This is a genomic window from Sphingomonas panacisoli (assembly GCF_007859635.1).
Classification (GTDB): Bacteria; Pseudomonadota; Alphaproteobacteria; order Sphingomonadales; family Sphingomonadaceae; genus Sphingomonas; species Sphingomonas panacisoli.
Genome location: NZ_CP042306.1, coordinates 1,380,871 through 1,406,534 on the forward strand (window position 1 = coordinate 1,380,871; position 25,664 = coordinate 1,406,534).

Annotated in this window: 23 protein-coding genes; 14 read left to right on the plus strand and 9 right to left on the minus strand. The window is 64.3% G+C overall.

Annotated features, from left to right (window positions below; genetic code table 11):
- Positions 1–13: 13 nt before the first annotated feature.
- Positions 14–466 (minus strand): hypothetical protein, encoded by a 453-nt coding sequence (locus FPZ24_RS07010; RefSeq protein WP_146570509.1) that lies wholly within the window; start codon positions 464–466, stop codon positions 14–16.
- 143 nt (positions 467–609) lie between these two features.
- Here FPZ24_RS07010 and eno point away from each other — a divergent pair, with 143 nt between their 5' ends.
- From eno to FPZ24_RS07025, 3 genes are all read left to right on the plus strand, one after another.
- A complete protein-coding gene (eno, locus tag FPZ24_RS07015) occupies positions 610–1,893 on the plus strand; it encodes a phosphopyruvate hydratase (RefSeq protein ID WP_146570511.1) in 1,284 nt (427 codons plus the stop codon).
- Positions 1,894–1,999: 106 nt separating this feature from the next.
- Positions 2,000–2,314 carry an FtsB family cell division protein gene (locus FPZ24_RS07020; RefSeq protein ID WP_146570513.1) on the plus strand — a complete coding sequence of 105 codons (315 nt, stop codon included), beginning with the start codon at positions 2,000–2,002 and terminating at the stop codon, positions 2,312–2,314.
- A 62-nt stretch (positions 2,315–2,376) separates the two neighbouring features.
- Positions 2,377–4,122 carry a DUF885 domain-containing protein gene (locus tag FPZ24_RS07025; RefSeq protein WP_146570515.1) on the plus strand — a complete coding sequence of 582 codons (1,746 nt, stop codon included), beginning with the start codon at positions 2,377–2,379 and terminating at the stop codon, positions 4,120–4,122.
- Between the two features lie 80 nt (positions 4,123–4,202).
- Here FPZ24_RS07025 and FPZ24_RS07030 read toward each other — a convergent pair whose 3' ends face one another.
- Positions 4,203–5,600 (minus strand): MFS transporter, encoded by a 1,398-nt coding sequence (locus FPZ24_RS07030; protein ID WP_146570517.1) that lies wholly within the window; start codon positions 5,598–5,600, stop codon positions 4,203–4,205.
- Positions 5,597–7,090: a tryptophan halogenase family protein gene (locus tag FPZ24_RS07035; protein WP_146570519.1), complete on the minus strand. Its 1,494-nt coding sequence runs from the start codon at positions 7,088–7,090 to the stop codon at positions 5,597–5,599. The genes FPZ24_RS07030 and FPZ24_RS07035 overlap by 4 nt, the downstream gene beginning before the upstream one ends.
- Before the next feature lie 261 nt (positions 7,091–7,351).
- On the opposite strand from FPZ24_RS07035, the gene FPZ24_RS07040 reads away from it, so the two are divergent.
- The 4 genes from FPZ24_RS07040 (at position 7,352) to FPZ24_RS07055 (ending at position 11,625) form a co-directional block, all read left to right on the plus strand.
- On the plus strand, positions 7,352–9,685 hold the full coding sequence (locus FPZ24_RS07040) for a GH92 family glycosyl hydrolase (protein WP_146570521.1): 2,334 nt from the start codon (positions 7,352–7,354) through the stop codon (positions 9,683–9,685).
- Between the two features lie 143 nt (positions 9,686–9,828).
- Positions 9,829–10,506 carry a DUF4893 domain-containing protein gene (locus FPZ24_RS07045; RefSeq protein WP_146570523.1) on the plus strand — a complete coding sequence of 226 codons (678 nt, stop codon included), beginning with the start codon at positions 9,829–9,831 and terminating at the stop codon, positions 10,504–10,506.
- A 41-nt stretch (positions 10,507–10,547) separates the two neighbouring features.
- Positions 10,548–10,883: a WYL domain-containing protein gene (locus tag FPZ24_RS07050; RefSeq protein ID WP_146570525.1), complete on the plus strand. Its 336-nt coding sequence runs from the start codon at positions 10,548–10,550 to the stop codon at positions 10,881–10,883.
- Positions 10,884–10,917: 34 nt separating this feature from the next.
- Positions 10,918–11,625, plus strand: coding sequence for a phosphatase PAP2 family protein (locus FPZ24_RS07055; protein WP_146570527.1), 708 nt, complete (start codon positions 10,918–10,920; stop codon positions 11,623–11,625).
- Here the strand turns inward: FPZ24_RS07055 and FPZ24_RS07060 are convergent.
- Positions 11,622–11,900 (minus strand): hypothetical protein, encoded by a 279-nt coding sequence (locus FPZ24_RS07060; RefSeq protein WP_146570529.1) that lies wholly within the window; start codon positions 11,898–11,900, stop codon positions 11,622–11,624. The two genes, FPZ24_RS07055 and FPZ24_RS07060, sit on opposite strands and share 4 nt — an antisense overlap.
- A gap of 158 nt (positions 11,901–12,058) precedes the next feature.
- Between FPZ24_RS07060 and FPZ24_RS07065 the strand changes: the two genes are divergently transcribed.
- Positions 12,059–12,430 carry a GFA family protein gene (locus FPZ24_RS07065; protein ID WP_146570531.1) on the plus strand — a complete coding sequence of 124 codons (372 nt, stop codon included), beginning with the start codon at positions 12,059–12,061 and terminating at the stop codon, positions 12,428–12,430.
- Between the two features lie 253 nt (positions 12,431–12,683).
- Here FPZ24_RS07065 and FPZ24_RS07070 read toward each other — a convergent pair whose 3' ends face one another.
- The 3 genes from FPZ24_RS07070 to FPZ24_RS07080 all read right to left on the minus strand — a co-directional run bounded on the left by FPZ24_RS07070 (position 12,684) and on the right by FPZ24_RS07080 (position 16,669).
- Positions 12,684–13,304: a hypothetical protein gene (locus FPZ24_RS07070; RefSeq protein ID WP_146570533.1), complete on the minus strand. Its 621-nt coding sequence runs from the start codon at positions 13,302–13,304 to the stop codon at positions 12,684–12,686.
- Positions 13,305–13,406: 102 nt separating this feature from the next.
- A complete protein-coding gene (locus tag FPZ24_RS07075; RefSeq protein WP_186729116.1) occupies positions 13,407–14,354 on the minus strand; it encodes a HipA domain-containing protein in 948 nt (315 codons plus the stop codon).
- A gap of 5 nt (positions 14,355–14,359) precedes the next feature.
- A complete protein-coding gene (locus FPZ24_RS07080) occupies positions 14,360–16,669 on the minus strand; it encodes an ATP-dependent helicase (RefSeq protein ID WP_476749627.1) in 2,310 nt (769 codons plus the stop codon).
- Positions 16,670–16,818: 149 nt separating this feature from the next.
- Here FPZ24_RS07080 and FPZ24_RS07085 point away from each other — a divergent pair, with 149 nt between their 5' ends.
- Positions 16,819–17,940 carry a hypothetical protein gene (locus FPZ24_RS07085; protein WP_146570537.1) on the plus strand — a complete coding sequence of 374 codons (1,122 nt, stop codon included), beginning with the start codon at positions 16,819–16,821 and terminating at the stop codon, positions 17,938–17,940.
- Between the two features lie 179 nt (positions 17,941–18,119).
- Here FPZ24_RS07085 and FPZ24_RS07090 read toward each other — a convergent pair whose 3' ends face one another.
- Complete coding sequence (locus FPZ24_RS07090) at positions 18,120–18,401, minus strand: hypothetical protein (protein ID WP_146570539.1); 282 nt, start codon at positions 18,399–18,401, stop codon at positions 18,120–18,122.
- 8 nt (positions 18,402–18,409) lie between these two features.
- Entirely contained in the window at positions 18,410–18,775 is a 366-nt protein-coding gene (locus FPZ24_RS07095; RefSeq protein ID WP_146570541.1) for a hypothetical protein, read from the minus strand.
- Positions 18,776–18,949: 174 nt separating this feature from the next.
- Here FPZ24_RS07095 and FPZ24_RS17560 point away from each other — a divergent pair, with 174 nt between their 5' ends.
- The 5 genes from FPZ24_RS17560 to FPZ24_RS17105 all read left to right on the plus strand — a co-directional run bounded on the left by FPZ24_RS17560 (position 18,950) and on the right by FPZ24_RS17105 (position 25,637).
- Positions 18,950–19,585 carry a CerR family C-terminal domain-containing protein gene (locus FPZ24_RS17560; RefSeq protein ID WP_240047655.1) on the plus strand — a complete coding sequence of 212 codons (636 nt, stop codon included), beginning with the start codon at positions 18,950–18,952 and terminating at the stop codon, positions 19,583–19,585.
- Positions 19,582–20,712 carry an HlyD family secretion protein gene (locus tag FPZ24_RS07105; protein ID WP_240047656.1) on the plus strand — a complete coding sequence of 377 codons (1,131 nt, stop codon included), beginning with the start codon at positions 19,582–19,584 and terminating at the stop codon, positions 20,710–20,712. The genes FPZ24_RS17560 and FPZ24_RS07105 overlap by 4 nt, the downstream gene beginning before the upstream one ends.
- 141 nt (positions 20,713–20,853) lie before the next feature.
- Positions 20,854–22,356 carry a DHA2 family efflux MFS transporter permease subunit gene (locus tag FPZ24_RS07110; protein WP_146570547.1) on the plus strand — a complete coding sequence of 501 codons (1,503 nt, stop codon included), beginning with the start codon at positions 20,854–20,856 and terminating at the stop codon, positions 22,354–22,356.
- 1 nt (position 22,357) lies between these two features.
- Positions 22,358–23,833, plus strand: coding sequence for an efflux transporter outer membrane subunit (locus tag FPZ24_RS07115; protein ID WP_146570549.1), 1,476 nt, complete (start codon positions 22,358–22,360; stop codon positions 23,831–23,833).
- 589 nt (positions 23,834–24,422) lie between these two features.
- Positions 24,423–25,637, plus strand: a complete 1,215-nt coding sequence (locus FPZ24_RS17105; RefSeq protein ID WP_240047657.1) for an EAL domain-containing protein — start codon at positions 24,423–24,425, stop codon at positions 25,635–25,637.
- The last annotated feature ends 27 nt before the right edge of the window (positions 25,638–25,664 follow it).

The following is a 25,664-nucleotide window of genomic DNA, read 5'->3' on the forward strand; positions in this document are numbered from 1 at the left end:
CGGGTCCGAGCCCTCAGGCTTTCTTGTCGCCGGCGGGCTCGTCGAGCCCAGCCTTGACCAGCCGCGCCAGCACGAAGCCGATCGCCGCGGCGGTGCCGATCGCGACCGCGGGGCTTTTCTTCACGAACTCGCGCGCTTCGTCGATCAGGTCGTCGACCTGCTTCGATTGGAGCGACTTGGAGAAATTGGCGACCGCGTCGGCGGCCGAGCGAGCATATTGCCCGTATTGATCGCCGACCTTCTCATCGACCGTGCCGGCCGCATCGTGCAGCATCGCCGCCAGTTCGTCGAGCGCGCCGCCAGCGCGGGTCTTGCCGTCCTCGGCCGCGGCCTTCGCCTTGTCGCCGGCGTCGTTGGCGAACTTGATGACATTGTCCTTCAACGACTGGACGCTCGCCTTGGCGTCCTTCGCTGTGGCGCCGGTATCGTTGTCGACAATGGTTTCGTTCGGTGCGGTATCGGCCATGATCGTGTTCCTTACTCCAACTGGTCAAACAACCAAGGCGGCTTTCACCGGTTCCGTCGTCCAAGCGAATTGCCCGGACCAAGCGAACCCGATAGAGCGCCGCCGCGACACCCTTGCTTCCCCCAATCTAGGAAGACCGTTCCATGACCGCAATCATCGACATGCACGCCCGCCAGATCATCGACAGCCGCGGCAATCCGACGGTCGAGGTCGAAGTGATGCTGGAGGACGGCAGCTTCGGTCGTGCGGCGGTGCCGTCGGGTGCCTCGACCGGCGCGCACGAGGCGGTCGAACTGCGCGACGGCGACAAGACCCGCTGGTCGGGCAAGGGCGTGCAGAAGGCGGTCGACGCGGTGAACGGCGAGATCGCCGACGCGGTCCTTGGCTTCGATGCCGAGGATCAGGCGGATGTCGACAATGCGATGATCGCGCTCGACGGCACGCCGAACAAGGCGCGACTGGGGGCGAACGCGATCCTGGGCGTGAGCCTCGCAACCGCAAAAGCCGCGGCGGACGCGCGGGGCCTGCCGCTCTATCGCTACGTCGGCGGGGTCAACGCGCACGTACTGCCGGTGCCGATGATGAACATCATCAACGGCGGCGAACATGCCGACAATCCGATCGACTTCCAGGAGTTCATGATCGTGCCGGTCGGTGCGGACTCGCTGTTCGAGGCGGTGCGCTACGGTTCGGAGATCTTCCATACGCTGAAGAAGATGCTCCACGACGCAGGCCTGTCGACGGGCGTGGGCGACGAGGGCGGCTTCGCGCCCGATGTCGCCAACACCACCGACGCGCTCGACTTCATTATGCGCGCGATCGAGAAGGCGGGATACAAGCCCGGCGACGACGTGATGCTCGCGCTCGATCCGGCCTCGACCGAGTTCTTCAAGGACGGCAAGTACAACATCTCGGCCGAAAACAAGATTTTGAGCCCGCACGAAATGGCGGCCTATTATGGCGATCTCGTCGCCAAATATCCGATCTTCTCGATCGAGGACGGTATGGCCGAGGACGATTTCGAGGGCTGGAAGGCGCTGACCGACCTGGTCGGCGACAAGGTTCAATTGGTCGGCGACGATCTGTTCGTGACTAATCCCAAGCGCTTGGCCGATGGGATCGAGCAGGGGCTGGGCAATTCGATCCTGATCAAGGTCAACCAGATCGGCACGCTGACCGAAACGCTGGCCGCCGTCTCGATGGCGCAGCGCTCGAGCTACACAGCTGTGATGTCGCACCGCTCAGGCGAAACCGAGGATGCGACGATCGCCGACCTCGCGGTCGCGACCAATTGCGGGCAGATCAAGACCGGTTCGCTCGCGCGCTCCGACCGGTTGGCGAAGTACAATCAGCTGATCCGGATCGAAGAGGAATTGGGCGACGTCGCGGTCTATGCGGGGCGGGGCGTGTTGCGGTCGGCGCGGTAAGTTCCGCGCCGCCGATTCGCTTCGGCGCGCATTCGACTCAAGTCGGCGAATCATGGTTAATTTTGGCTTGCCCAGCGAGTCCGGTTGAGCGAGAGATGACGGTACGATGACGCGCCGTCCCACCACGTTCCGCTCGGTTTTCCGCCGCGCCGCATTCCCGGCGCTCGCGCTGGCGATCATGGCGTTCTTCGGTACCTATGCCGTGGTCGGATCGAACGGCGCGCTGGCCTATGGCGACTATCAACGCATGCTGGAGCGCCAGCAGCAGCACCTCGTCGCGCTGAAGCGGCAGCAGGCGGAGATCGCCAATCGCGTGCAGTTGCTCGACCCGAAAAAGGTCGATCCGGACATGGCCGACGAACTCACGCGCAAGCAGCTGAACGTCGTCAATCCCAACGAAGTCGTCGTTCCTCTCAAGTAGCGCTCTGGCGCTCGCCCGCGCAATCTGGCAGCACGCTTGCCAGAAAATTCGCGGAGAGACTGATGAAGGTTAAGTTGTTGAGTGCGGTCGCCTGCGTGGCGCTGACCGCGTGCAATGTGTCGACCAGTACGAACAACACGACGACGGCGACCAACAAGACGACGACCACCACGACGACGAAGCCCTGGGCGCAATTCCGCGATGCCTTTGTCGACGGCGTGTTCAAGCTCGACCCCGCTTTCGCCGTCTACGAAGGCAAGCACGATTACGACGGCGGCATCCCCGACTGGAGCCCGTCCGGACTGAAGGCGCAGGCCGATTTCTTCCGCAAGGCGATCGCCGATGCGCAGGCGTATGACAAAACCAAGATGGCGAAGCAGGACGCGTTCGAGCGCGATTACCTGATCCAGGTCGCGCGCGGGAAACTGTTCTGGCTGGAGGATGCCGACCAGCCGCACCACAACCCGGCTTACTATGTCGGCGGTGGGCTCGACCCCAACGTCTATATCGCGCGCAACTATGCCGACGCGAAGACGCGGATGACCGCGATCATCAAGTTCCTGCGCCAAGTGCCGTCGGCCGCCGCGAACATTCGCACCAACTTGAAGATGCCGATGCCGGCGAGCTTCATCAAATACGGTGTCGCGGGGTTCAAGGGCTTCGCTGATTATTACACCGGCGATGCGAAGAAGGCGTTCGCCGGGGTCAAGGACAAGGCGATGCAGAAGGACTTCGCCGACGCGTCCACCGCGGCGTCGAAGGCGATGAGCGATCTCGCGACGTGGCTCGACGGTCAGAAGGGGTCGGCGACGCAGGACTTCGCGCTCGGCGCCGACAAGTTCCAACGCATGGTGCTCGAGACCGAGGGCGTCGATACGCCGCTCGACCAGCTCGAGGCGGCGGGTCGCGCCGACCTAAAGAAGAACCAGGACGCGTTGAAGGAAGCGTGCGACAAATACGCCAAGGGCAAGACGATCGAGGCGTGCGTCGCCAAGATGAGCGCCAACAAGCCCGCGGGGAACGACCCCGTCGCGGAAGCGCGGCGACAGATCCCGATGCTCAAGGCGTTCGTGGTGGCGAACAATATCGTCTCGGTCCCCGGCACGGAACAGGCGCTGGTCGAGGAGAGCCCGCCCTACAACCGGCAGAACTCGGCCTATATCGATCCGCCCGGACCGTTCGATAAGGGCATCCCGTCGGTCTATTACATCTCGCCGCCGGACCCGAGCTGGTCGAAGGAGAAGCAGCTCGGCTTCGTGCCCGGCAAGATGGACCTGCTGTTCACCTCGGTCCACGAGGTGATGCCGGGGCATTTCGTCCAGTTCCTCCACGCCAACCGCTCGCCGTCGCTCTTCGGCCAGCTGTTCGTCGGGTACGCCTTCGCCGAAGGCTGGGCGCATTATGCCGAGGAGATGATGTGGGATGCCGGGCTCAACAACGGCGATCCCGAAACGCATATCGGTCAGATCAGCAACGCGTTGCTACGCGATTGTCGTTTCCTGTCGGCGATCGGGATGCACGCGCGCGGCATGACGCAGGCGGACTCGTTCAAGATGTTCCGCGAGCAATGCTATCAGGACGAAGGAAACGCCGACCAGCAAGCGGCGCGCGGGACCTATGACCCGGCCTACCTCAACTACACGATGGGCAAGCTGATGATCCGCAAGTTGCGCGACGATTGGATCGCGACGCGTGGCGGGCGAAAAGCGTGGAAGGACTTCCACGACCAGTTCCTGTCGTTCGGCGGCCCGCCGATCCCGCTGGTCCGCGCGGCGATGATGGGGGGCGACGCGAAGGCCGTATTCTGACTCCACCGTTCGCCCTGAGCTTGTCGTAGGGCGTGACTAGAACACGTGCTTCGACAAGCTCAGCACGAACGGATGGGGTATCAGCGCGTGGTCTTCAGGGTGGGCACTTCGTCCTGCACCTCGGTCCGTTGCGGGTTGCGGATCGAGGGGCGGAGGCGCGACAGACTGCAAAGGCCGGCGACGACCGCCAGGCCGACCGAGACGAGCGGGGGGACGCGTCCCGCGCCGATGCCGAGCGCGAGCAGTAGTGCGACGACGGTTGCCCCCGTCGTCTGACCCGTCAGGCGCACCGTCGAGATCAGCCCTCCCGCCGCCGCTGCGCGTTCGCGCGGGGCGCTGCCGATGATCAGGCGGGCGTTGGGCGGCAGGAAGGTGCCGAATCCCGATCCGCACAGCGCCATGCGCCAGGCGATGTCGAAATAGCCCGGGTGTGCGGGCAGGAACGCGATCAGCAGCAGTGCGGTGATGCTGATGCACATGCCGATGCCGCCGAGCAGGCCCGCCGGGATACGATCCGATAACCACCCGGCCAGCGGCGCGACGATCATGTTGGTCAGCGGCCACGGTGCGATCGCCGCGCCGACCATTGCCGCGCTGAATCCGAACTCCTGTGTCAGTCGGAACGGCGTCGATAGCAGCAGGGTCATCGATGCGATGAACGCGGTATAGGCGCCGACCACCGACAGCGCGATGACGGGCCGGGCGAGCAGATCGAGCGGGAGGATCGGGTTGGCGTCGCCTTTCTCGCGCTTGACGAAATAGTAGCCGACCAACGTCCCGGTCAGCACGATCGCGGCGGAGACGACCGGGCTGTTGCCGTGCACTGCGCTCTCGGCGCCGCCGATGACCAGCCCGAACATCGCCGCGCACATCACTGCGCCGAGCACGTCGAAATGCGCGTGCTGCGGCTTGGGATCGGGGAGCGCGCGGCCCAGAAGCAGACTGAGCAACGCGAACGGGATGGCGCAGGCGAACACCCAGGGCCAGGGCGCCACCGCCAGCACCAGCCCGCCGATCGTCGGCGCGGCGGCGGCCGAGCTCGACACGATCACCGAATTGATCCCGAGCCCGCGGCCGAGCTGGCTGGACGGATAGGTCGATCGGATCAGCGCCGACGATACGCTGAGCGCGCCCGCGGCACCGATCGCCTGCGCCGCGCGGACGATAAGCAGGAACGGCAGGCTCTTGGCGAAGAAGCACAATAGGGTTGCGACGGTGAAGATCGTCTGACCGACCTGATACATCCGCTTGAGCCCGATCCGCTCGCCGAGCCCAGCGAAGGGCAGGAGCAGCATCACGAGCATAAGCTGATAGACCGTGACGATCGACACCACCGCGCTCGATTCGACGTGCAGGTCGCGCGCGATGCTGGGCAGCGCGACGTTGGCGATGCCGCCGTCGATGATGATCAGCGCCGTGCCGCAACACAGCGCGCCGATCGCGCCGTAGCGGCGGGGCAGGGGGAGGCCGTCGGTCACCGTAGCGCCTCCAGGGCTGCGTCGTGCGATGGGAAGTTGAGCGCGCAACGGGTAATGAAATCGTCGATCGCCGCCATGTCGGTCGGCGGCGCGGGCGCGTCGGCGGACAGTCGCCCGGGGAACTGGCCGTAGCCGGCGAGCAGGCAATGCCATGATGCCGGCGCGTAATAATGCGCGATATCCTGCCGCGCGATTTCCTCCTCCAGATCGCGGCCGGTGAACCAGCACGTGATGATCGCCTTTAGCGAATCCGACAGCTCGTCATGCGTGGCATTGTCACGCCAATAGGCCGTGTCGGTGCGCCGGTTCATCCGATAGTGACAGACGATGTAGTCGCGAATCCCTTCGTAACGGGCGGCAATCGCGCGGTTGAAGGCGTCGCGATGTCGTGGCGTGAACCCGCCGTCGCGCCACGCCCGGAAAAACCCTTCGACGGTTGCCTGTACGACATGGAGCGCGGTGGCTTCGAGCGGTTCGATGAACCCTTGCGACAATCCTAGCGCCAGGCAGTTGCCGGTCCAGCTTTCGGCGATCCGGCCAACCTTCATCTTGAGGTGGCGCGCCTCGACAGGCGAATCGAGCAAGCCGAGATGCGCTCGCAACTCGGTCTCCGCCTCGTCGGCAGAGCAATAGCCGCTGGCATAGACATAGCCGTTGCCGGTGCGGTTGGTCAGCGGGATATCCCAGACCCAGCCGTTCTGCATCGCGGTCGAGATCGTCTGGCAGTTGGTGCCGTTGGGGTCGCGCGGGGTCGGCATGACCACCGCGGCGTCGTTGAACAGATTGGCCGCGAACGGCAGGAACTTAGCGCCGAGTGCGCCCTGGGCGATGACCGAGCGAAACCCGCTACAGTCGATGAAGAAGTCGCCCGGTATGGTGATGTCGTTCTGAGCGACGAGATGGCTGACGTTACCGTCCGCGACGGCAACATCGACGATGCGATGCTGCAAGTGACGGACGCCCAGCCCTATCGCATGATCGCGCAGGAACGCACCAACCAGGTGGGCGTCGAAATGATAGCCGTACCCGATCTGGAACGGGAAATGATCGGGTACGATCGGTGCCAGGCGGCGGGCGGCGAGCGCCGTCGGCAGGAAAAAACGATCGGGATGCGCCCACACGTCCGCGCCGTGGCGCCGCGCATAGGCGTTCGCGAAGAAGGCCGGCGCGGTGAAGCCGTCGAGGTCGGTAGGAAAGGGGTGGAAATAGGCGTCGAACCCCGGCGCTTCGGACCAGTCGCGAAACCCGATCCCGGTCTTGTAGGTCGCGTTACACCGCGGCATCCAATCGGCTTCGGCAATGTCGAGCGTGTCGAAGAACGCCTTCAATTGCGGGGTCGAGCCCTCGCCGACGCCGATGATTCCGATCTCCGGCGATTCGACCACGGTAACGCTGGCTTCGAGGCCGAGATGATGCGCGATCAGGTTCGCCGCCATCCACCCGGCGGTGCCGCCGCCGAGGATCACGATGCTGCGCGGAGTCTCGCTCATTGCGCCGTCATGCCGATTTCCCCCGCCCGCGCAATGTCGCAGGTTGATCCGCATCAATATCAATTTTCGGAACGCGTTGCCGTCTTTGCCGGTTGTGTCGCCAGCGAAACCAAATCGGAAAGGGCGCGATCATGGGTAAGGGCATCTTGTTGTGGCTGCTGGGCATTCCACTGCCGATCATCATCCTGCTGCTGATCTTCTGGCATTGATCTGTGCATCGGCCGTCTTGGACAAAGACGGCCGTCATGCTTTGATGCGGGGATGCTGAGCCAGACCCTGCGCCGCCTGCCCGCAATCCTTGCCGGATTGGGGCTGATCCTGTCGCCGATCGCCGACGCAGCGGTTTTAACGCCGATGAAGGCGGTCGACCCGTTCATCGGAACGGGCGGGGAGGGACACACCTTCCCCGGCGCCGTCGCGCCGTTCGGCATGGTGCAGCTGTCGCCCGACACCGATGCCGAGTGCGTTATCCGCAAATGCTATCCGCATGCCGCCGGCTATCGGTACGAGGACCCGACGATCCAGGGTTTCTCGATGACCCACTTTTCGGGCGCGGGGCATTCCGATCTCGGGGATTTCCTGATGATGCCCGTCGCGGGCGACGCGGTGCCGCTCGAACCGGGTGACGCGGCCAAGGCGGGCAGCGGATACCGATCACGGTTCAGCCATAGCAGCGAGATTGCGAGCGCGGGCTATTACGCGGTCACGCTGACCGATCCCGGCGTGCGCGCCGAGATGACGGCGGGGACGCGGATCGGGGTGCAACGCTACACGTTCGGCAGGGACAAGCCGGCACATCTCGTGTTCGACCTGCGCACCAGCCTCTATAACTATCCCGGCAAGGTATCGTGGTCGTCGATCCGGTTGCGGGCCGACGGCACGCTGACCGGCGGGCGCGAGACGCGCGGCTGGGCGCCGGGGCGCAAGCTGTTTTTCGCGATGCGCTTCTCGCGACCGCTGCTTGGCCACGACTTCCGCAACACCGAGACCGACGTGCCGTACAAGGGGTTCAAAGGACCGGGCCGATCGGGCAGCGACATCGCCGAATTGAAAGGCAGGGCGCTGGTCGCGCGGCTCGATTTCGGGCGGCTCGACGCGCCGCTCGAGGTCAAGGTCGGTATCTCGACGGTGGACGAGGACGGCGCGATCGCCAACCTGTCCAGCGAGCCGGGCAATTTCGACGCGATCCGGGCGAAGACCGAGTCCACCTGGGAGACGGCGCTGTCGGTGCTCGACGTTCAGGCCGACGCGAAAACAGAGCGTACCGTCTACACAGCGCTCTATCACGCGTTGATGGCGCCGAGCGTGCTGTCGGACGCCGATGGGCGCTATCGCGGCCCCGACGATCAGATCCACAAGGCCGACGGCTTCACCTTCCGTTCGACCTTTTCGCTGTGGGACACGTTCCGCGCCGAACACCCCTTGTTGACGATCGTCCAGCCGCCATCGACCACCAGCGACGTCGTCCGCTCCCTAATCGCCAGCCGCGAAGCGAGCCCATACGGGATCCTCCCGGTCTGGCAGTTCCAAGGGCAGGAGACATGGACGATGATCGGCTATCACGCCGTTCCCGTCATCGCCGACGCGTATTTGAAGGGCATGAAGGGTTTCGACGCAAACAAGGCGCTCGACGCGATGGTCGCGAGTGCGACCTATGCGCCTTACGGCGGGCTCGGCGACTATATGACGCTCGGCTATGTCCCGATCGATCGGGAGCCGGAGGCAGCGTCGAAGACGGTCGAATACGCTTATGACGACTGGACGATCGCGCGGATGGCGCGGAAGATGGGGCGGCTGGACGTCGCCGCGACGTTCGAGAAGCGCGCGGCTTATTGGCGTAACTCCTTCGACGCCAAGACCGGCTGGCTGCGCGCGCGCAAGGCCGACGGCAGTTTCCGCGTTCCGTTCGATCCGACCGCGATCAATTACGGGTCCGACTATACCGAGGGGAATGCTTGGCAATATTCGTGGTTCATGCCGCACGACCAGGGTGGGCTGATCAAACTGCTCGGTGGCGACGCGGCGACCGTGGCGAAGCTCGATGCGATGTTCGATTTCGACACGTCGAAGCTCGATTATTCGAAGTCGGAGGATATCGCTGGGCTTATCGGCCAGTACATCCATGGCAACGAACCGAGCCACCACGTCGCCTATCTCTACGCGTTCGCCGGCGCACCATGGCGGACGCAGGCGCGGCTCAAGCAGATCGTCGATAGCCAGTATAACGACACGCCGCAGGGGCTGTCGGGCAACGACGATATCGGCCAGATGTCGGCGTGGCTGGTGTTCACGTCGCTCGGCTTCTACCCCGTCGCGCCGGGCAGCGGGCAATATGTCATCGGCCGGCCGTTCGTCGATCGCGCGACGATCAAACTGCCCAACGGCAAGCGCTTCACGATCGTTGCGAACGGCATGAGCGACGCCAACAAATATGTCGGCGCGGTCGCCCTGAACGGCAAACCGCTCGACCGCGTTTACCTCACGCATGACGAGATCGAGCGCGGCGGCGAGCTTCGCTTCACGATGAGCGCGACGCCGAACAAATCCTGGGGAACGAACCTGGCCTCGCGACCGTATTCGATGAGTGGATATTGAGACGGTGGATGGAGCGACGGAGCGTGGGCGGCGTGCGCCGAACCGCTTAGCGCTCGCAGCAAATTAACCATTTGTTAACCGTCTCCGCTCATCTTTCGTTAACACGTTGAAATGACGGTTTTCGAAAGCGACTGGAGGGCTGGATGCGCCGCGCGTTGGGTACGTTTGCGCTGTTGATGACGCTGCTGGGCGGGTGCGCGAGCGTGCCGGTTAAGCCAGTCGCGGCCGTTTCCGATCCTGCGCCGGTGGAACCCGTTCTAACCGGATGGCGCGCGACGGCATCGGCGACCGACCGCGCGCGGATCGACGCGCTGCCCGGGCTGTGGAAGCAGGCGCTGGGGCAGATTCCAGCGCGGCTGCGCGGCAAGGTGACGGCGGAAGGCGCACTGTTGGAACCGGCCGGAGCATTGACGCTGCCCGAATTGTCACCAGGCAATTACTTGTGCCGCCTTATCCGGCTGGGCGGCCAGCGTGGCTACGTCTCGTTCAAACCCGATTTCTGCTACATCACGGACGAAGGCGAGAAGCGGACGTTTACCAAGCAGACTGGTACCGCACTGCCCGGCGGATGGCTGTTCGCGGACACCGACATGCGTCAGGTGTTCTTGGGCACCAATCGCGCCACCGCGGCCGGGACCGCGCCGCCTTATGGAGACGACCCCTCCCGCGACATCGCCGCGGTGATCGAGCGCGTCGCACCGTTCCGCTGGCGGATGGTCGTGCCGCACGGCAGCGGTGGCGACGTACTCGACATCTACGAACTCGTCCCGATCCCGCCAAAGGTGCCGGGCGCGGGACCGGTCGTGGCGCCGAGCGCGTAACGACTATTGCTGCACCGCAACATGAATGCTATATCAACTTCATGTACCTGACCGAAAAGGCCGAGCCGATGCCGACCGGTGCGACGCCGACGATCCTGCAGGCGATCGTGACCAAGCACTGCGTCACGGCCACCTACAATCTGCAGGATATCGTGCTCGCGCCGCACGTGCTGTTCATGAAGAACGACGCGTTGCATGTCGGCGGCGTCACGCTGGAGCGCGGCAGTGCGGTGCCCAAGGAATACAAAATGGGCGTGTTCAAGCTCGACGGGCTGGGTGACATCGCGATCACCGACCGGCCGTTCCAGACCAGCGAACTGTGGGACCCCGCCGACGAGCGGTTCGTCGCGCAGCCGCTGATGATGATCGAGCGCTAGCCTCACCGGCACCCATTGTGCCAAGGTCGCCGCAGTGACCGAGGACAATCCCCAACCCAGGATCGTGCGCCCGTGGCTGTGGCCGGCGCTAGGGCTGTTCGTCGCCTCGCTCGTCGGGCTCGGGGCGTACCTTGCCGACGAGTTGCTCGAGGGCGAGGGGTGGGCGATCGACCAGCGCCTGTTGCTCGGACTGCGCGTGCCGGGCGATCTCCAGCGGCCGATCGGGCCGGCCTGGCTCCAGCAATCGGCGGTGGACATCTCGGCGCTCGGCGGGCCGACCTTGATGTGGCTGTTCGGCATATCCGGGCTGATCTGGCTGCTCTACCGCCGCCAGCGCGCCGAAGCGGCGTGGATTGCGGTGTCGCTGATCGGCGCAAGCCTGATCAGCAACAGCCTGAAATACGCGATCGGCCGCCCGCGCCCGGCGCTCGTCCCGCACCTCGTCCAGGTCAACAATGCGAGCTTCCCGAGCGGCCACAGCCTGGTGTCCGCCGCGCTGTACCTGACCCTGGCATTGATGCTGGCCGAGGGCGCGAAAAGCTGGTCCGCGCGGATCGCGATCGTCGGGTTCGGCGCGCTGCTCGTCGTGCTGATCGGGTGCAGTCGCGTGTATCTCGGCGTGCACTGGCCGAGCGACGTGCTGGGCGGGTGGAGCTTCGGCACCGCCTGGGCGCTGTCGGTGTTCGCCGCGAACCGCTGGCTTCACCGCACGTCCCAGGCAGCGCCGCGCCCTACGCCTTAGCGCCTACCGCAGACGCGCACCCAGCGATGGTGCCGGCGCTCGTTCCGGCACGAGCGTCGGTTGTCGTTCCAGTGCCGGCGGCGATCCCAATCGCGACGCCGCTCCTGCGTGCGGACCACCTTGCGGGACCAGTCGCGGCGCTCGACCCGGGCATCGTCGCGATAGCCCTGGCCATAGCCGCCGGTTACCTGGTCGCGCGCCTGCGGGGAAGCGACGGCGGGCGCCGCGCCGAGCAACAGAGCGGCCATCCCGGCAGCGATCAATAGGCGTTTCATGGATACATCCTCTCGAACCCCGTCATGGGGCGATGCCAGTCATACGACCCGCCGCGCGCATGGTTCCTGAACGCCGGCGTCGGGCAAGGTACAGGTCGCGACCGCGCAAGCAACCGATCCGCGCCCTCGCGCGTAGCCACAGGCGAAGGAGACCGCGCATGACGCTGACCGGCCGATGCCATTGCGGGCGCAACACGTTTGAGATCGACGGCGAGCTGCCAGAGAAACTGACCCGCTGCACCTGCTCGTTCTGCAGCAAGCGCGGCCACCTTTACGCCTACTACAAGCCGGACAGGGTCAAATTCCCCCAAGCCGACAGCGACGCGGTGTATCGCTGGAATTCGAAGCTGGTCGCCAATCACTTCTGTTCGGCCTGCGGCTGCGACATCGGCGCGAATAGCCCGGATTTCCAGCAGGACGGATTGTGGGACGGCAAGACCCGCCGCATCGCGATCAACGCGCGGCTGATCGACGATTTCGAGGCGGCGGACTGGCCGGTGACGGTGGTGGATGGGAAGCATTTGTGGTGAGGCGGGGCCGCTAAGTTGACACCAGGTTGACACTAGCGACGTGGTTTTGCGGGGCTGGTCTCTCCTGCTTGAAGGCGTAATGCCGGTCGGGCGTCCAGCCGTCATGCCGCGCACGGCCGGGGACGGGGGCGAAGATCAGCGGATCGTCGTCGGGGGTGAGGGCGGCTGGCGTATGGGGAGGGGACTGGTCGCGCATCGACCAGGGTAGATCAGAGGAAATCCTACATTGGAAGTTTGATCTCGCCCAATTCCGTCACTTTTTCGACGAAGCCTTTGACACCGACACAAAGACATAAAGTCGCGGTGCTTCGACTGTACCGTTCAGCCTATCTACGACCGCGGACAATCGATCATCGGCTAACCACTGTCGGAAAGCACGCGTTTGCAGTCGATTGACCCAGCCAACAAGCTCACAACCAGTTCGAATCGCAACCGCCTCGGGATCCTTTGGGTTCTCAGGATCAAGTTCAAACGACACCACTTCACCGGCAGAGACAAGCGGACATCCCGCTAAATGCCGATACCCTGATGCTTCGATTACCATTTCGCGATCGTCGTCTGTATCATCAAGCGGATCAATGATGGAGAAACCATCGCTGGGCAGCTTTGCCTCGGAAGCGCCGAGGAGAGCAAAATCGGTAAACTTGGCCGCTGGGTCGATACGAAGTGTTTCTAAATAGCGTGGAAAGTCAGAGCGCTTGCGCGGAGGTAGCCTCCGCATAAACGTTTCCAGGACATCATTAGACCATTCGCCAGCACGCAAAGCAAAAGCTGGATAACCAACAAATCCTTCATCCCTCGCTCCAGCAAGCGCATCATCTGAGAAATAGCGAAACGTAACTTCTGAGTCCGAAGCCGCCGACGATCGGCGCAATTCTCCGATTTCCCATCGACGGCGAGAGGAACCCTTACGTGAGGACTGCCACGCAAGAAGGAGCCTTAGAGGCTCTGAAAGTCGTCGAATCTGTTGCATCGGTTATCGGAGTTCCTGCAACAGATGGTGTCTATATTTCGTCAATGCAAGAACAAAAGATGAACGCTCTTGCGTCATGTCGATTGTTCGGGCAAGTTGCGTAACGCCATTGATTTCCTCAGCGATAGATTCCCAACCCGCATTCGCAACCATCCTCACCGCGCGACGGGCAGAAGGATGTGACTCGAGCAGCCGATGCAGCATTTCGAAATGGCCAAGCCGCCCATCGCTTAAAGTCCACTTCATGTGATGCCGTCCGCGACTCACATATCTAGCTAAATGCACATCGTCTTCGAACTTTGGCAATGCTGCCTCGGTAATCTCATGACCTAAACTGGTTCCGTTATCGAAAGCGGGGGAAAAACGGACTCGAGGGACAGTGCCACTATTGCTCCAAAGTAGCCCCCAGTTTTCTTGATGGCGATCGGTGTTTCCTATCAATGCGTCGAAAGCAAAAGTCCTAGCCCAATACAGAATTGGCGAAGGCATCGAACGGCGGGCACGAACGGCATTCAAGAACGCCAAGACCGTTCGAAGGTTGTGCTGACTACCCGTTTTAACATCGAAGTCCGGGATTATTCTCTTCATATATTCTACGCCGTGCACGAAGCGATCGGTCCCGACGGTTTGGTTCATGTCGTAAAACCACTCGATCAACGCGCCACGTTGATCGGTCGAAGAATCCACGGCCGCGTGAGCTGGAGGAACTGGAACCTTCGCCGCTAAACCTATTCGATAGGCGAGTATTTCCGCCCAATACTGGTTGGGGTAATTGTGTGATGACCGCTTAAACAGATAATGATGCCCAGACCGGATCAGCGGACTTGGCGACGGATCAGGAGCAATCAAAAGCTCCTTTGGACGGCTACCGATTGGATATATTTCGTAATTTTCGTCACGTTGCCAATCGGCAACGTCAAAAATAAACTCTTGATCTGGGAGAATTCCCAACGCCCTCACCCCACCGTCACAAAGCTATCCATCACCCGCTTCCGCCCGGCCTGTTCGAATTCGATCTCCAGCTTGTTGCCTTCGATCTCCTCGATCGTGCCGTAGCCGAACTTCTGGTGGAACACGCGCATCCCTATCGCCACATCGGACCTACCTTTGTTGCCCAGGCTGACCGCGCTCGCGCGGGCTTCAACCACCCGCGCTGGCTCCCGCGTGAAGGTGCGACTGGTGAAGCTGCCGCCGGGCTTCGCGAAGTCGACCCCCGCCGCGCGCTGCCAGCCCGGGCCGCGGCCCGTCCCGCGCGCGACGTCCGCGAAGGGGTCGGCGCGTTCGCTCCAATTGGCGCGCCACAGGCTTTCGCCGCCCGCCATGCTGCTCTCGCTGTCGATATGCGCGTCGGGTAGTTCGGCGACGAAGCGGCTGGGGATGCTCGACGTCCACTGGCCGTAGATGCGGCGGTTGGCGGCGTGGATGATCGTCGCGCGGCGCCGCGCGCGGGTGATCGCGACATAGGCCAGGCGGCGTTCCTCCTCAAGGCTGGCGAGCCCGCCTTCGTCGAGCGAGCGTTGCGAGGGGAACAGCCCTTCCTCCCACCCGACCAGGAACACGGTGTCGTATTCCAGACCCTTGGCGGCGTGGATCGTCATGATCGTGACCTTGGCCTCGTCGGCCGCGGCGTCATTGTCCATCACGAGGGAGACGTGTTCGAGGAACGCGCCGAGATTTTCGTATTCCTCCATCGCGCGGACGAGTTCGGTGAGGTTTTCGAGGCGTCCGGCGGCCTCGGCCGATTTCTCCGCCTGCCACATCGCGGTGTAGCCGCTTTCGTCGAGGATCTGGCGCGCGAGGTCGGGGTGGGGGAGTTCCTGCGCCATTTGCCGCCAGCGGGCGAGGTCGCCGACGAGGTTGCCGAGCGCGCGGCGCGCCTGGGGCGTGAGTTCGTCGGTGTCGAGGATGCGCGCGGCGGCGCTGGTCAGCGGCACGCCTTCGGCACGGGCGAGCTGGTGGACCTTCGCCAGCGCCTTGTCGCCCAGGCCGCGCTTCGGCGTATTGACGATGCGTTCGAAGGCGAGGTCGTCGGCGGGCTGGGCGACGACGCGGAGATACGCGAGCGCGTCGCGGATTTCGGCGCGCTCGTAGAAGCGGAAGCCTCCGACGATGCGATAGGGCAGGCCGATCGCGATGAAGCGGTCTTCGAACTCTCGGGTCTGGTGCTGCGCGCGGACCAGGATCGCGACATCGTCCAGATTGGTGCCGTTACGCTGCGCCGCCTCGATCTCGTCGCCGACGCGGCGCGCTTCTTCGGGGCCGTCCCACACGCCGAGCACCTTCACCTTCTCGCCGGCGTCGAGTTCGGTCCAGAGTTCCTTGCCTAGCCGGCCGCTATTGTTGGCGATGACGCCCGACGCGGCGGCGAGGATGTGCGGGGTGGAGCGGTAATTCTGTTCGAGCCGGATGACCTTCGCGCCCGGAAAGTCCTTTTCGAACTTCAGGATGTTTTCGACCTGCGCGCCGCGCCACGAATAGATCGACTGGTCGTCGTCGCCGACGCAGCACAGGTTTTTGCGCTCCTGTGCGAGCAGCCGGAGCCAGAGATACTGGACGCTGTTGGTGTCCTGATACTCATCGACCATGATGTATTTGAAGCGCCGCTGATAGTCGGCGAGCACTTCGCGGTGGCCGCGCAGGATGGTCAGCATGTGGAGCAAAAGGTCGCCGAAGTCGCAGGCGTTGAGCGCCTTCAGCCGCGCCTGATACATGGCGTAGAGCTCGCCGCCGCGGCCGTTGGCGTAGCGCTCGCTCTCGCCCGCCTGGATGTCGGCGGGGACGAGGCCCTTGTTCTTCCATTCGTCGATGAGCCCGCCGAGCTGGCGCGCAGGCCAGCGTTTTTCGTCGAGATCGGCGGCGAGGACGAGCTGCTTCAGCAAGCGCAGCTGGTCGTCGGTGTCGAGGATCGTGAAATTGGGGTGCAGCCCGACGAGTTCGGCATGGCGGCGCAGCATCTTCGCGCCGATCGCGTGGAACGTGCCTAGCCACGGCATCCCCTCGACGACGTCGCCGACCAGCGCGCCGACGCGATGCCGCATCTCGCGCGCGGCCTTGTTGGTGAAGGTGACCGACAGGATCTCCGACGGCCACGCCTTGCGGGTGTAGAGCAGATGGCCGAGGCGGGCCGTGAGCGCGGCGGTCTTGCCCGTGCCCGCGCCGGCAAGGACCAGGACCGGGCCTTCGGTGGTCAGCACGGCCTCACGCTGCGGCGGGTTGAGGCCGCGGAGGTACGGGGGATCGTCGGGCAAGCTTACAGGCTGAGTCACGCGTGAACAGGTAGGGAACGAGGGCGGCGCGGGCAACCCGGCATCCGCCGCTTGCGGCCGCGCACCGACCTCTCCGGATCGGTCCGATCTCGCTTTGCCTCGCAATGGGCTCGTCCGCATCCTCGCGCGGCAACGACGAGGGGGTGGACATGGACGTCACGACGGTACTGGCGCGCGCGAGTTCGGGGCTGGGCAAGCATACGGTCTACAAAAGCCCCGGCCACATGCCGCATTTCGCGGCCACCAGCTTTCCCGATCATGGCGAGCTCGATTGCAGCGGGTTCGTCTATTGGTGCATCCGTTTTGCATCCAATCCGCCGGAATCGCGAATGGTCGATCATCCGCTGTACAAGAAGATCAACGGCGGCTGGTTCGAGACCACGGCGATCCATGCCGACGGGCTGACCGGCACCGGCTATTTCCACAAGGTCGAGCCTGTCGTCGGCGCGTTCCTGGTCTATCCCGACTATCGCGGTGCGGACGGCAAGAGGCATGACGGGCATATCGGGATCATCACCGAGATCGACCCCACCAAGACCGGCATCGCTCGGGTGACCAAGATCATCCACTGCTCGCTCGGCGGCTGGACGCAACAGCACGACGCGATCCAGGAAACGGGTCCCGACCATTGGCTGAAGCAGGCGAGTTCGATCGCCGTCTGGTATGAGGGAATGGACGGCGCCCCGACCGCGCTGTCGGCGGAAGCCGCCGGATCCGCGTCGGCTGCGGGCGCGGCCGAAACGCACGCTGTACCCAATTACCGGTCATTGACCGGCGGGTTCTTCAGCAAGGACCCGTACGACCTGAAGCAGCGCCGGTCGATCCGCACCAACAATCCCGGCGCGTTAAACGTGACGGGCTGGCAGCGTGTCTTCCCCGGGTTCGTCGGCGTCACCGCGCCGGATCATGCCGAGAATGTGACGTCGATCTACGTGACGCCGGAACATGGCGTGGGCGCGTGGCACTATTTGATGACCGGGCGCTATGGCTATGGCGAGCAAGGCAAAGTCGAACTGCAGGACCTCGCGCGGCGCTACGCCGGCGTCGCGTCGGCCAGCGACCCCGCCGCCCAGTCGTACGTCAAGGGCTGGACCAAATGGGCGTCGTCGCTGACCGCGACGTCGGTGCTCGACCTGTCCGACGACGCCGACATGCTGAACCTGGCACACGGCATGTTCGGCCACGAAGCCGGTCAGAAAACGCCGCTGAAGGACGATCAGATACTGACCGCGCTGAAGATGAAGCGGACCGGCACCCTGCCGCCCGCCTGACGCGCAGAAAAAACGGGGCGGCCCGGATGGACCGCCCCGTAGTTCGGGGGATCGGCAACAGGGGGAGGGCCGATCCACGATCGCGGCAAGCAAGGGGAGGATTGCCGCGACGCAGCCTAGATAGGCGACGTTTGTCGCCGATCAATGTCGCAATTGTTTCAAATTGTCGCAGCCGCGCGTCACCACGAATTGGTGATCGTGACGGTTTCCGGATCGGGGTCTGGCAGCTGCGGATGTTTCGCCACGGGGCGGGGTGCCGTGCGCCGCTGCGGCGCGGGATTGGGTTTCGCGTTTGGCTCGGGGATCGGCAGGGAAACGACGTTCGCCGATGGTGTCGCGCGCGGGGCGATGGCGATCGCGGCGGAGGTCGGCGAGGCGGCCGGCTTGGGCTGATCGGCCGGCACGCATGACGCGACGAGCATGGCGGCGGCGATCACGCCGCGGATCGTCCCGATGCGCATGACGGGCTTTAGGACTGCGTTTCGCCGGACGGCTGCGCGTAGTCGCTGGGCTCCTCGACCGTCGCGACAGGGGGCGGGGGAGGAGGCGGGGCCGCAGGCTCCGGCGTCGCTACGTCGGTAGCTTCGCCGTCCTTCGACACGACCTGGTCGCTCGCTTGCGATTCCGTCGATCCGGACGATCCGTCCTGCGCGCTCGCTTCGTCGGCGGCCGACGGCTTGGGGGCGTTGGGGTCGCCACCGATCGGCTTGACGGCGGCCGTCGCCGCGGCTGCCGAGCCGCCCGCGGTCATGCGGAACGCGATCAGGCCCATCACCAGACCCGTCGCGATGACGAGACCCAGGATGACCATGAACTGGCGATCGTTCTTTTTCATTCCAACCCTCGCGAAACGCACGCTTACTCCGGGCAAATTTAACGGCGAGAAATGAAGATTTCGGCAACTTCGCCCGGCTGCGGAACCTCCGTCGCGTCGCATCGTTGTCGATTTATTCACCCGCCGTACAGATTTGGGGTTGTTTGTTCGTTCGAACGAACTAATTGGCGGCGCGTGGTTCAGCAGCGACTCCTCGACATCGCCATCGAGCAATTCGGCCAGCATGGGTTGGAGGGTGTCAGTACGCGTGAGATCGCCGCAGCGGCGAACACCGCGATGTCGTCGATCACCTATCATTACGGCGGCAAGGAGGGGCTGTACCTCGCCGCCGCCGACGAGGTCGCCAAACAGATGGGCGGCGGCCACGAAGTGAGCGCGTTCGAACAGGTTGCCGCGTCCGGTGATCCCGTCGCGGCGCGCGGCGCGATCGCCGACATCATGCGCGTGTTTCTGAAACGCTTGCAGCAGCCGCAGAGCAATTCATGGGCGCTGTTCATCATGCGCGAGCAGCTCAATCCGACCGAGGCGTTCGAGCGCATCTATGCCGGACCGATGGGCCAGACCGGGCAAGTGCTGGTCGAGTTGATCTGCGTCGCCACCGGCGGGCAGGACCGGCAAGCGGCGCGGCTCGCGGCTATTTCGCTGTTCGGCCAGGTGTTGGTGATGAAGGCGGCGCGCGCGATGTGCCGCAAGATGCTCGAGCGCGAGACGCTGAGCGAAGAGATTATCGACGAATATGCCGCGCGGGTCGTGGCCAATATCGACGCCATCCTCGACCGGATGATCGCCGAGCGACAGGAGCAGATATGAGCGAGGACAAGCCCGCCGACGCGACCGACACCGATCGGGACGACGTCCCCGAAAAGGACGAGTCAGAGAACGGCGAGAACAAGACGCCGATCTTCCGCAAGCCGATGTTCTGGATCATCACGATCGCCGTGGTCGCGGTGCTGGTGATCGGCGGGACGCTCTATTACCTCCACTCGCGCCAGTTCGAATCGACCGATGACGCGTTCGTCGACGCGCACATCGTGCGGATCGCGCCCGAAGTGTCCGGGACGCTGATCGAGGTCGCAGATCTCGACAATCGCCACGTCAAGGCGGGGCAGTTGCTCGCCGTCATCAAGCCGAGCGGCCCGCAAGCGCAACTCGCTGAGGCGCAGGCCGGGATCGACCAGGCGACGGCGCAATACAGCCAGGCGCAAGCGCAGATCGCCGCCGCGGTCGCGACGCGCGATCAGACGCAATCGCAGGCGCTCGCGCCGATCGCCGCGGCGACCAAGGCGGCGCAGGATCTGGCGCGCTACGAAAGCCTTGCGCGGATCGATCGCTCGGCGGTTGCGTCCACCCAGCTCGATCAGGCGCGCGCCAATGCGCGATCGACCGCCGGGCAGGCCGCCGCCGCCCGCCGCCAGGTGTCGAGCGCCGACGCCCAGATCGCGGTCGCGCGCAAGGCCGCCGACGCTGCTGGCGCGCTGATCAAGGCTCGCCGCGCACAGGCCGATCAGGCGCGCATCACGCTCAACGACCTGCGCCTGACCGCGCCGGTGTCGGGGCAAGTGGTCAACCGCTCGATCAACGTCGGGTCGTACGTCGCGCCGGGCACGCAAGTGATGGCGATCGTTCCCGATGCGATGTGGATCACTGCCAATTTCAAGGAAACACAGCTCAAGGACATGCGGCTGGGACAGGAAGTGACGATCAAGGTCGATGCCTTCCCCGACGTGGAGTTTCGCGGTCGCGTGGATTCGATACAGCGCGGTGCCGGCCAGGCCTTCTCGATCCTGCCGCCGCAGAACGCGACGGGCAACTTCGTCAAGGTCGTGCAGCGCGTGCCGGTGCGGATCACCTTCCTGATCGGCAAGGACTATCCGGATCCGCGCAACTATCCGATCGGCCCCGGCATGTCGGTCGTCCCGACGGTCAAGGTCCGCTGAGATGGCGAGCGCCGCACAAGGCGCCGAGGGTAAGCCCGCACCCGCGAAAAGCGGCGGGGGGAGGCGTGGGACGATAGCCGTTCCGCCGCGGGGCCGTACAATCCCTGGCTGATCGTCGGCATCATCTCGCTGCCGACCTTCATGGAGGTGCTCGACACCTCGATCGCGAACGTCAGCCTCGACCATATCGCCGGCGGCCTGTCGGTCACGATCGACCAGGCGACGTGGGTGCTGACCAGCTATCTGGTCGCCAACGCCATCGTCATTCCGATTTCGGGCTGGCTGTCCGACGCGATCGGGCGGAAGCGGTATTTCCTGATCTCAATCGCCTTGTTCACGATCTCCTCGTTCGTGTGCGGGATCGCGCCGAACCTGACGACGTTGGTGATCGCCCGCGTCTTTCAGGGGATAGGCGGCGGGGGTCTGGCGCCCGTCGAGCAATCGATGCTGATCGACACGTTCCCGCCCGAAAAACGCGGCATGTCGATCGCCGCGTTCGCGATCGTCGTCGTCGTCGGACCGGTGCTCGGCCCGACGCTTGGCGGGTGGATCACCGAGACGGCGAGCTGGCACTGGGTGTTCCTGATCAACGTACCGATCGGAATCGTCGCGTTCTTTCTCGCCGATCTGTTCGTCGATGAGCCCAAGCAAGTGAAGAAGGATCGCGCCGATCGGATCAAGGGCGGCTTGCGGATCGACTATATTGGCGTGCTGCTGGTCGCGCTGGGTCTGGGCTTCTTCGAACTGACGCTCGACCGCGGCGAGCGCGAGGATTGGTTTTCGAGCGGGTTCATCTGCGCGACCGCGGCAATATCCTTCGTGTCGCTGGTCGTGCTCGGTTTCTGGGAATCGCAGCACAAGCATCCCGTGATCGACGTCAAGCTGTTCAAGAACCGCAATTTCGTCGCGGTGCTGATGGTGATGGCGATCACCGGCCTCATTCTCTACGGCACCACGCAACTGATCCCGCAGATGCTGCAGCAAGTGATGGGGTACAGCTCGTTCGACGCCGGGCTGGCACTGACATTGGGCGGGATCGCGACATTGGTGGCGGTGCCGTTCGCCGGACGGCTGGTCGGCGTCGTCGATGCGCGGATCCTGCTCGGCGGGGCACTGTTCGTCCAGGCTGCGGCGCTGTGGAACATGACCCATTTCTCCGCCGATATCAGCTTTGCCGATGCGGCGATGGGGCGGCTGTATCAGGCGATGGCGCTGCCGTTCCTGTTCGTGCCGATCAACGCCGTCGCGTATCAGGGCCTGCCGCGCGAAAGCACCAACCAGGCGTCGAGCATGCTCAACGTCGCGCGCAATCTGGGCGGGTCGATCGGGATTTCGCTGTCGCAATCGATGCTGGCGCACGCGATGCAGCGGCGGCAATCGACGATGGTCGAAAAGCTCAATCCGCTCGACCCGAATTACAACCAATGGCTGGCGCAAGCGAAGGGCGCGCTCGCCGGGGTCGGCGACCCGAACGTGCTGCCGCAGGCGGTGCTGTTCCAGCAGATGATGCGGCAAGTCGCGATGCTCAGCTTCCTCGACGTGTTTCGTACGCTGATGCTGTTGATCCTGGTGCTGACGCCGTGCGTCTTCCTGATGCGGTCGGGCAAGAATCCCGGTGGCGGCGGCGGCGGAATGGGACATTGATATGTTGAAGAAACCGATCCTGATCGTCTCGATGCTGGCGGTCACCGCCTGCACCGTCGGCCCGAACTATACCAAGCCCGATCTCGCGGTGCCGGCGACGTATGCGGGTGTGCAAAGCGCCGTCCCGCCGGGTCAGGCGATCGACCCGGCGCGCTGGTGGGAAGCGTTCGGCGACCCGACGCTGACCGGCCTGATCGACCGCGCGTTGAAGGACAATCCCGACATGGCGGCCGCCGCCAGCCGCGTGCGCCAGGCGCGGCTCGGCGAGATCCAGGCGCGCGCGCAATACAAGCCGACGGTCGATGCGACCGCCAACGCGACCGACGTCAAGTTCAGCAAGAATGCCGGTTTCTCCTCGCTCGCGCGCGCGTTTTCGGGCGGTGGCGGCGGGCAGGGCGGCGGTACCGCGGGCGGCGTCGCGCTGCCGGGTGACAGCATCAAGACCTTCGCGGTCGGGTTCGACGCGAGCTGGGAAATCGATGTTTTCGGCGGCGGGCGGCGCGGCGTGGAAGCGGCGCTGGCGCGGACCGAGGCAGCCGAATGGAACCGGCGCGATGCCGCGGTGATGCTCGCGGCCGAAGTCGCCGACGCCTATTTCGCGCTGCGGCTCGACCTCGATCAGATCGCGGTGCTCGACAGTGAGATCGAACGCCAGGGCAGGGCGCTGCAGATTGCCGGCAACATCGCCAAGGTCGGCCTGGTCCCCGGTATCGACGTGACGCGCCAGAACGGCAACATCACCGCGACGCGCGCGCGGATCGAGCCGCTCAAGGCCGATCTGGAGGTTCGCAAGCATGCGCTCGGCGTGCTGCTTGGACAGAATCCGGAAGCGTTGCTCGGCGAGCTGTCGGGGCCGCTGCCGGCGCTCGCCGTGACGCCGACGATCCCTGCCGGGCTGCCGAGCGATCTGCTGCGCCGTCGTCCGGACATCCGCGCGGCCGAGCGCAATCTGGCGGCATCGACCGCCGACATCGGCGTCGCTGTCGCGGACCTCTATCCCAAGTTCAGTCTGACCGGGATCGCGCAGCTGATTTCCACCTCGCTCGCGACCTTATTCACCGGCGACAGCCTGCAGCTGACGGGAACCGGCGCCGCGAGTTTCCCGCTGCTCGATTGGGGCAAGCGCAAGGCGACCGTGGGCGTCCGCAAGGAACAGCGCGAGCAAGCGTACCAGGCGTATCGCACCGCGGTGTTGCAAGGCCTGCGTGACGTCGAAGACGCGCTGACGCGGATCGATGCCGAGCGGCGGCGCAACGCATTGCTGCGGCAAGCGCTGGCCGATGCCGATCGCTCGGCCGCGGCGGATCTGGCGCGCTATCAGTCGGGATTGGTCGCGCAGGACACCGTCATCAACACGCAAGTCGATGTCCTGCGCGCGCGAGAGAGTCTGACGGCGAGCGACGCGCAGCTTCGCCAGATGAGCGTCGCGTTGTTCAAGGCGATCGGCGGCGGCTGGTCGGACAAGGACACTGGCTGACCCAGAATGGGCGGCAGAAGCGCAATGGTAAACGCGCGCCTAACCATTCGGATCGAGCCAAAGGCCCGATTCGGAAAGGTTAACAAATAGTTAATTTCAAAGGATTTTCGGTCAGCAATACTGCTGTTCGAGCGATCGATCTGCACTGGATAAAGAACGACCCGCCTCTACCGGTATCTCGTTGGAAAACGAGGGAATCCGGTAGAAAGCGGGCCGTCTAAATCGCTTTTACCAGGGGCGAATAAGATCGCCGTGGATAAGCGCTACGATAAACGCGAGCATTGCTTCACTCCTTGTGCGCCCACCCCGGGCACGAGCTTTTGTTAATTGAAATTTAACCAAAAAGCAAACGGTCTCGCAGCCGTTACGATCATACTTTCGTCGCATCGGGCGGTGGTTGCCGCGGCGTTTAAGAGTTCCTTCAGGCGGAGACGCTATCGCCTGAGCCATGTCGCGCGTTCGCACACCGAAGAGTCCCGCCGAAGACCGGTCGTCCCGGCCGAGCGGCGGCCTTGCGCGACGCGTTCGAAGCCGGCGTCAACCACAGGCGATCGAAGCATCGGTCGCTAAGCCGTGGATCGCCCAGGCTTTGTTGCAACTGACCAACCAGGCCGCACTCCGCCGCTTGCTCGGCGTTGCGCGCTCGAACGAAGTCGCATTCGACATCGCCGATCGCATCGCCGAATTGATTCCCGACGCCGCCGTCGCGGTGGTGGGGCGCTGGACGATCGAGGTCGAAACCTATCTGGGCAATTCGGTCGATCTGCACCTGTTCGCGAAGACCCTGGCAACGATGGTCGCGGAGCCGTTCGATCTCGACGGAGAGCAACACACGCTAGATCTCGCCATCGGCGTTGCCGCGGCGCCGCCGGGTTCGGTCGATGAAATCCGCTTGGCCGAGGAGGTCGAGGACGCGATGGTGCAGTCGCGCAACGACCACGCTCCAGTGGTTCGCGACCTGTCGCTGATCGACCCGATGGTCGATGCGATGGTGTTGAAGCGGGATCTGTCGGGCGCGGTCGATCGCGGCGAACTGTTCCTGCAATACCAGCCCAAAGTGAACGTCCGTCGCCAGCAAGTGGCGAGCGCGGAGGCATTGCTGCGGTGGCGCCACCCGACGCGCGGCCTGATCCTGCCGAACGATTTCATCCCGCTCGCCGAAGCCACGCGCGACATCGATCGCATGACATTGTGGACGATCGAGCAAGTCATCGCCGATCAGCAATTGCTGCGCGCCGACGGCCGCGACATCACCGTCTTCATCAACATATCCGGCCAGCTGCTGAGCAACGCGAAGTTCGTGAAGCGCGCCTGCGAGATCGTCAGCGCGACCGACGTGCCGCTCGGGTTTGAGATCACCGAAACGTCGGTGATCCGCGATCCCGTCAGTGCGATCGCCAACCTCAACATCTTTGCCGACCACGGCATCGCGATCGCGATCGACGATTATGGCGCCGGCCTGTCGAGCCTGGCATATCTGAAGCAGCTTCCTGCGCGCGAGCTCAAGATCGACAAGATGTTCGTGCTGCAGCTGACCAGCAGCAACCGCGACCCGCTGATCGTGCGATCCACCATCGACCTCGCGCATGCGCTGGAAATGGAAGTCACGGCCGAGGGCGTCGAAACCCCCGCCGCGCTCGCCCTGCTGAGCGTGATGGGCTGCGACATGATCCAGGGGTATCTGATCAGCCGCCCGGTCGAGATCGAGGCGTTCCGCCAATATATGCGCGATCATAAGGACGCGGCGCTCGTCGATTCCGCGCGCGCGACCTTCCGTGCCGGTGCTTTTCGCCGCGTCGCCTGATTTCCGGCGATCAAGCTTAGCGTCGTT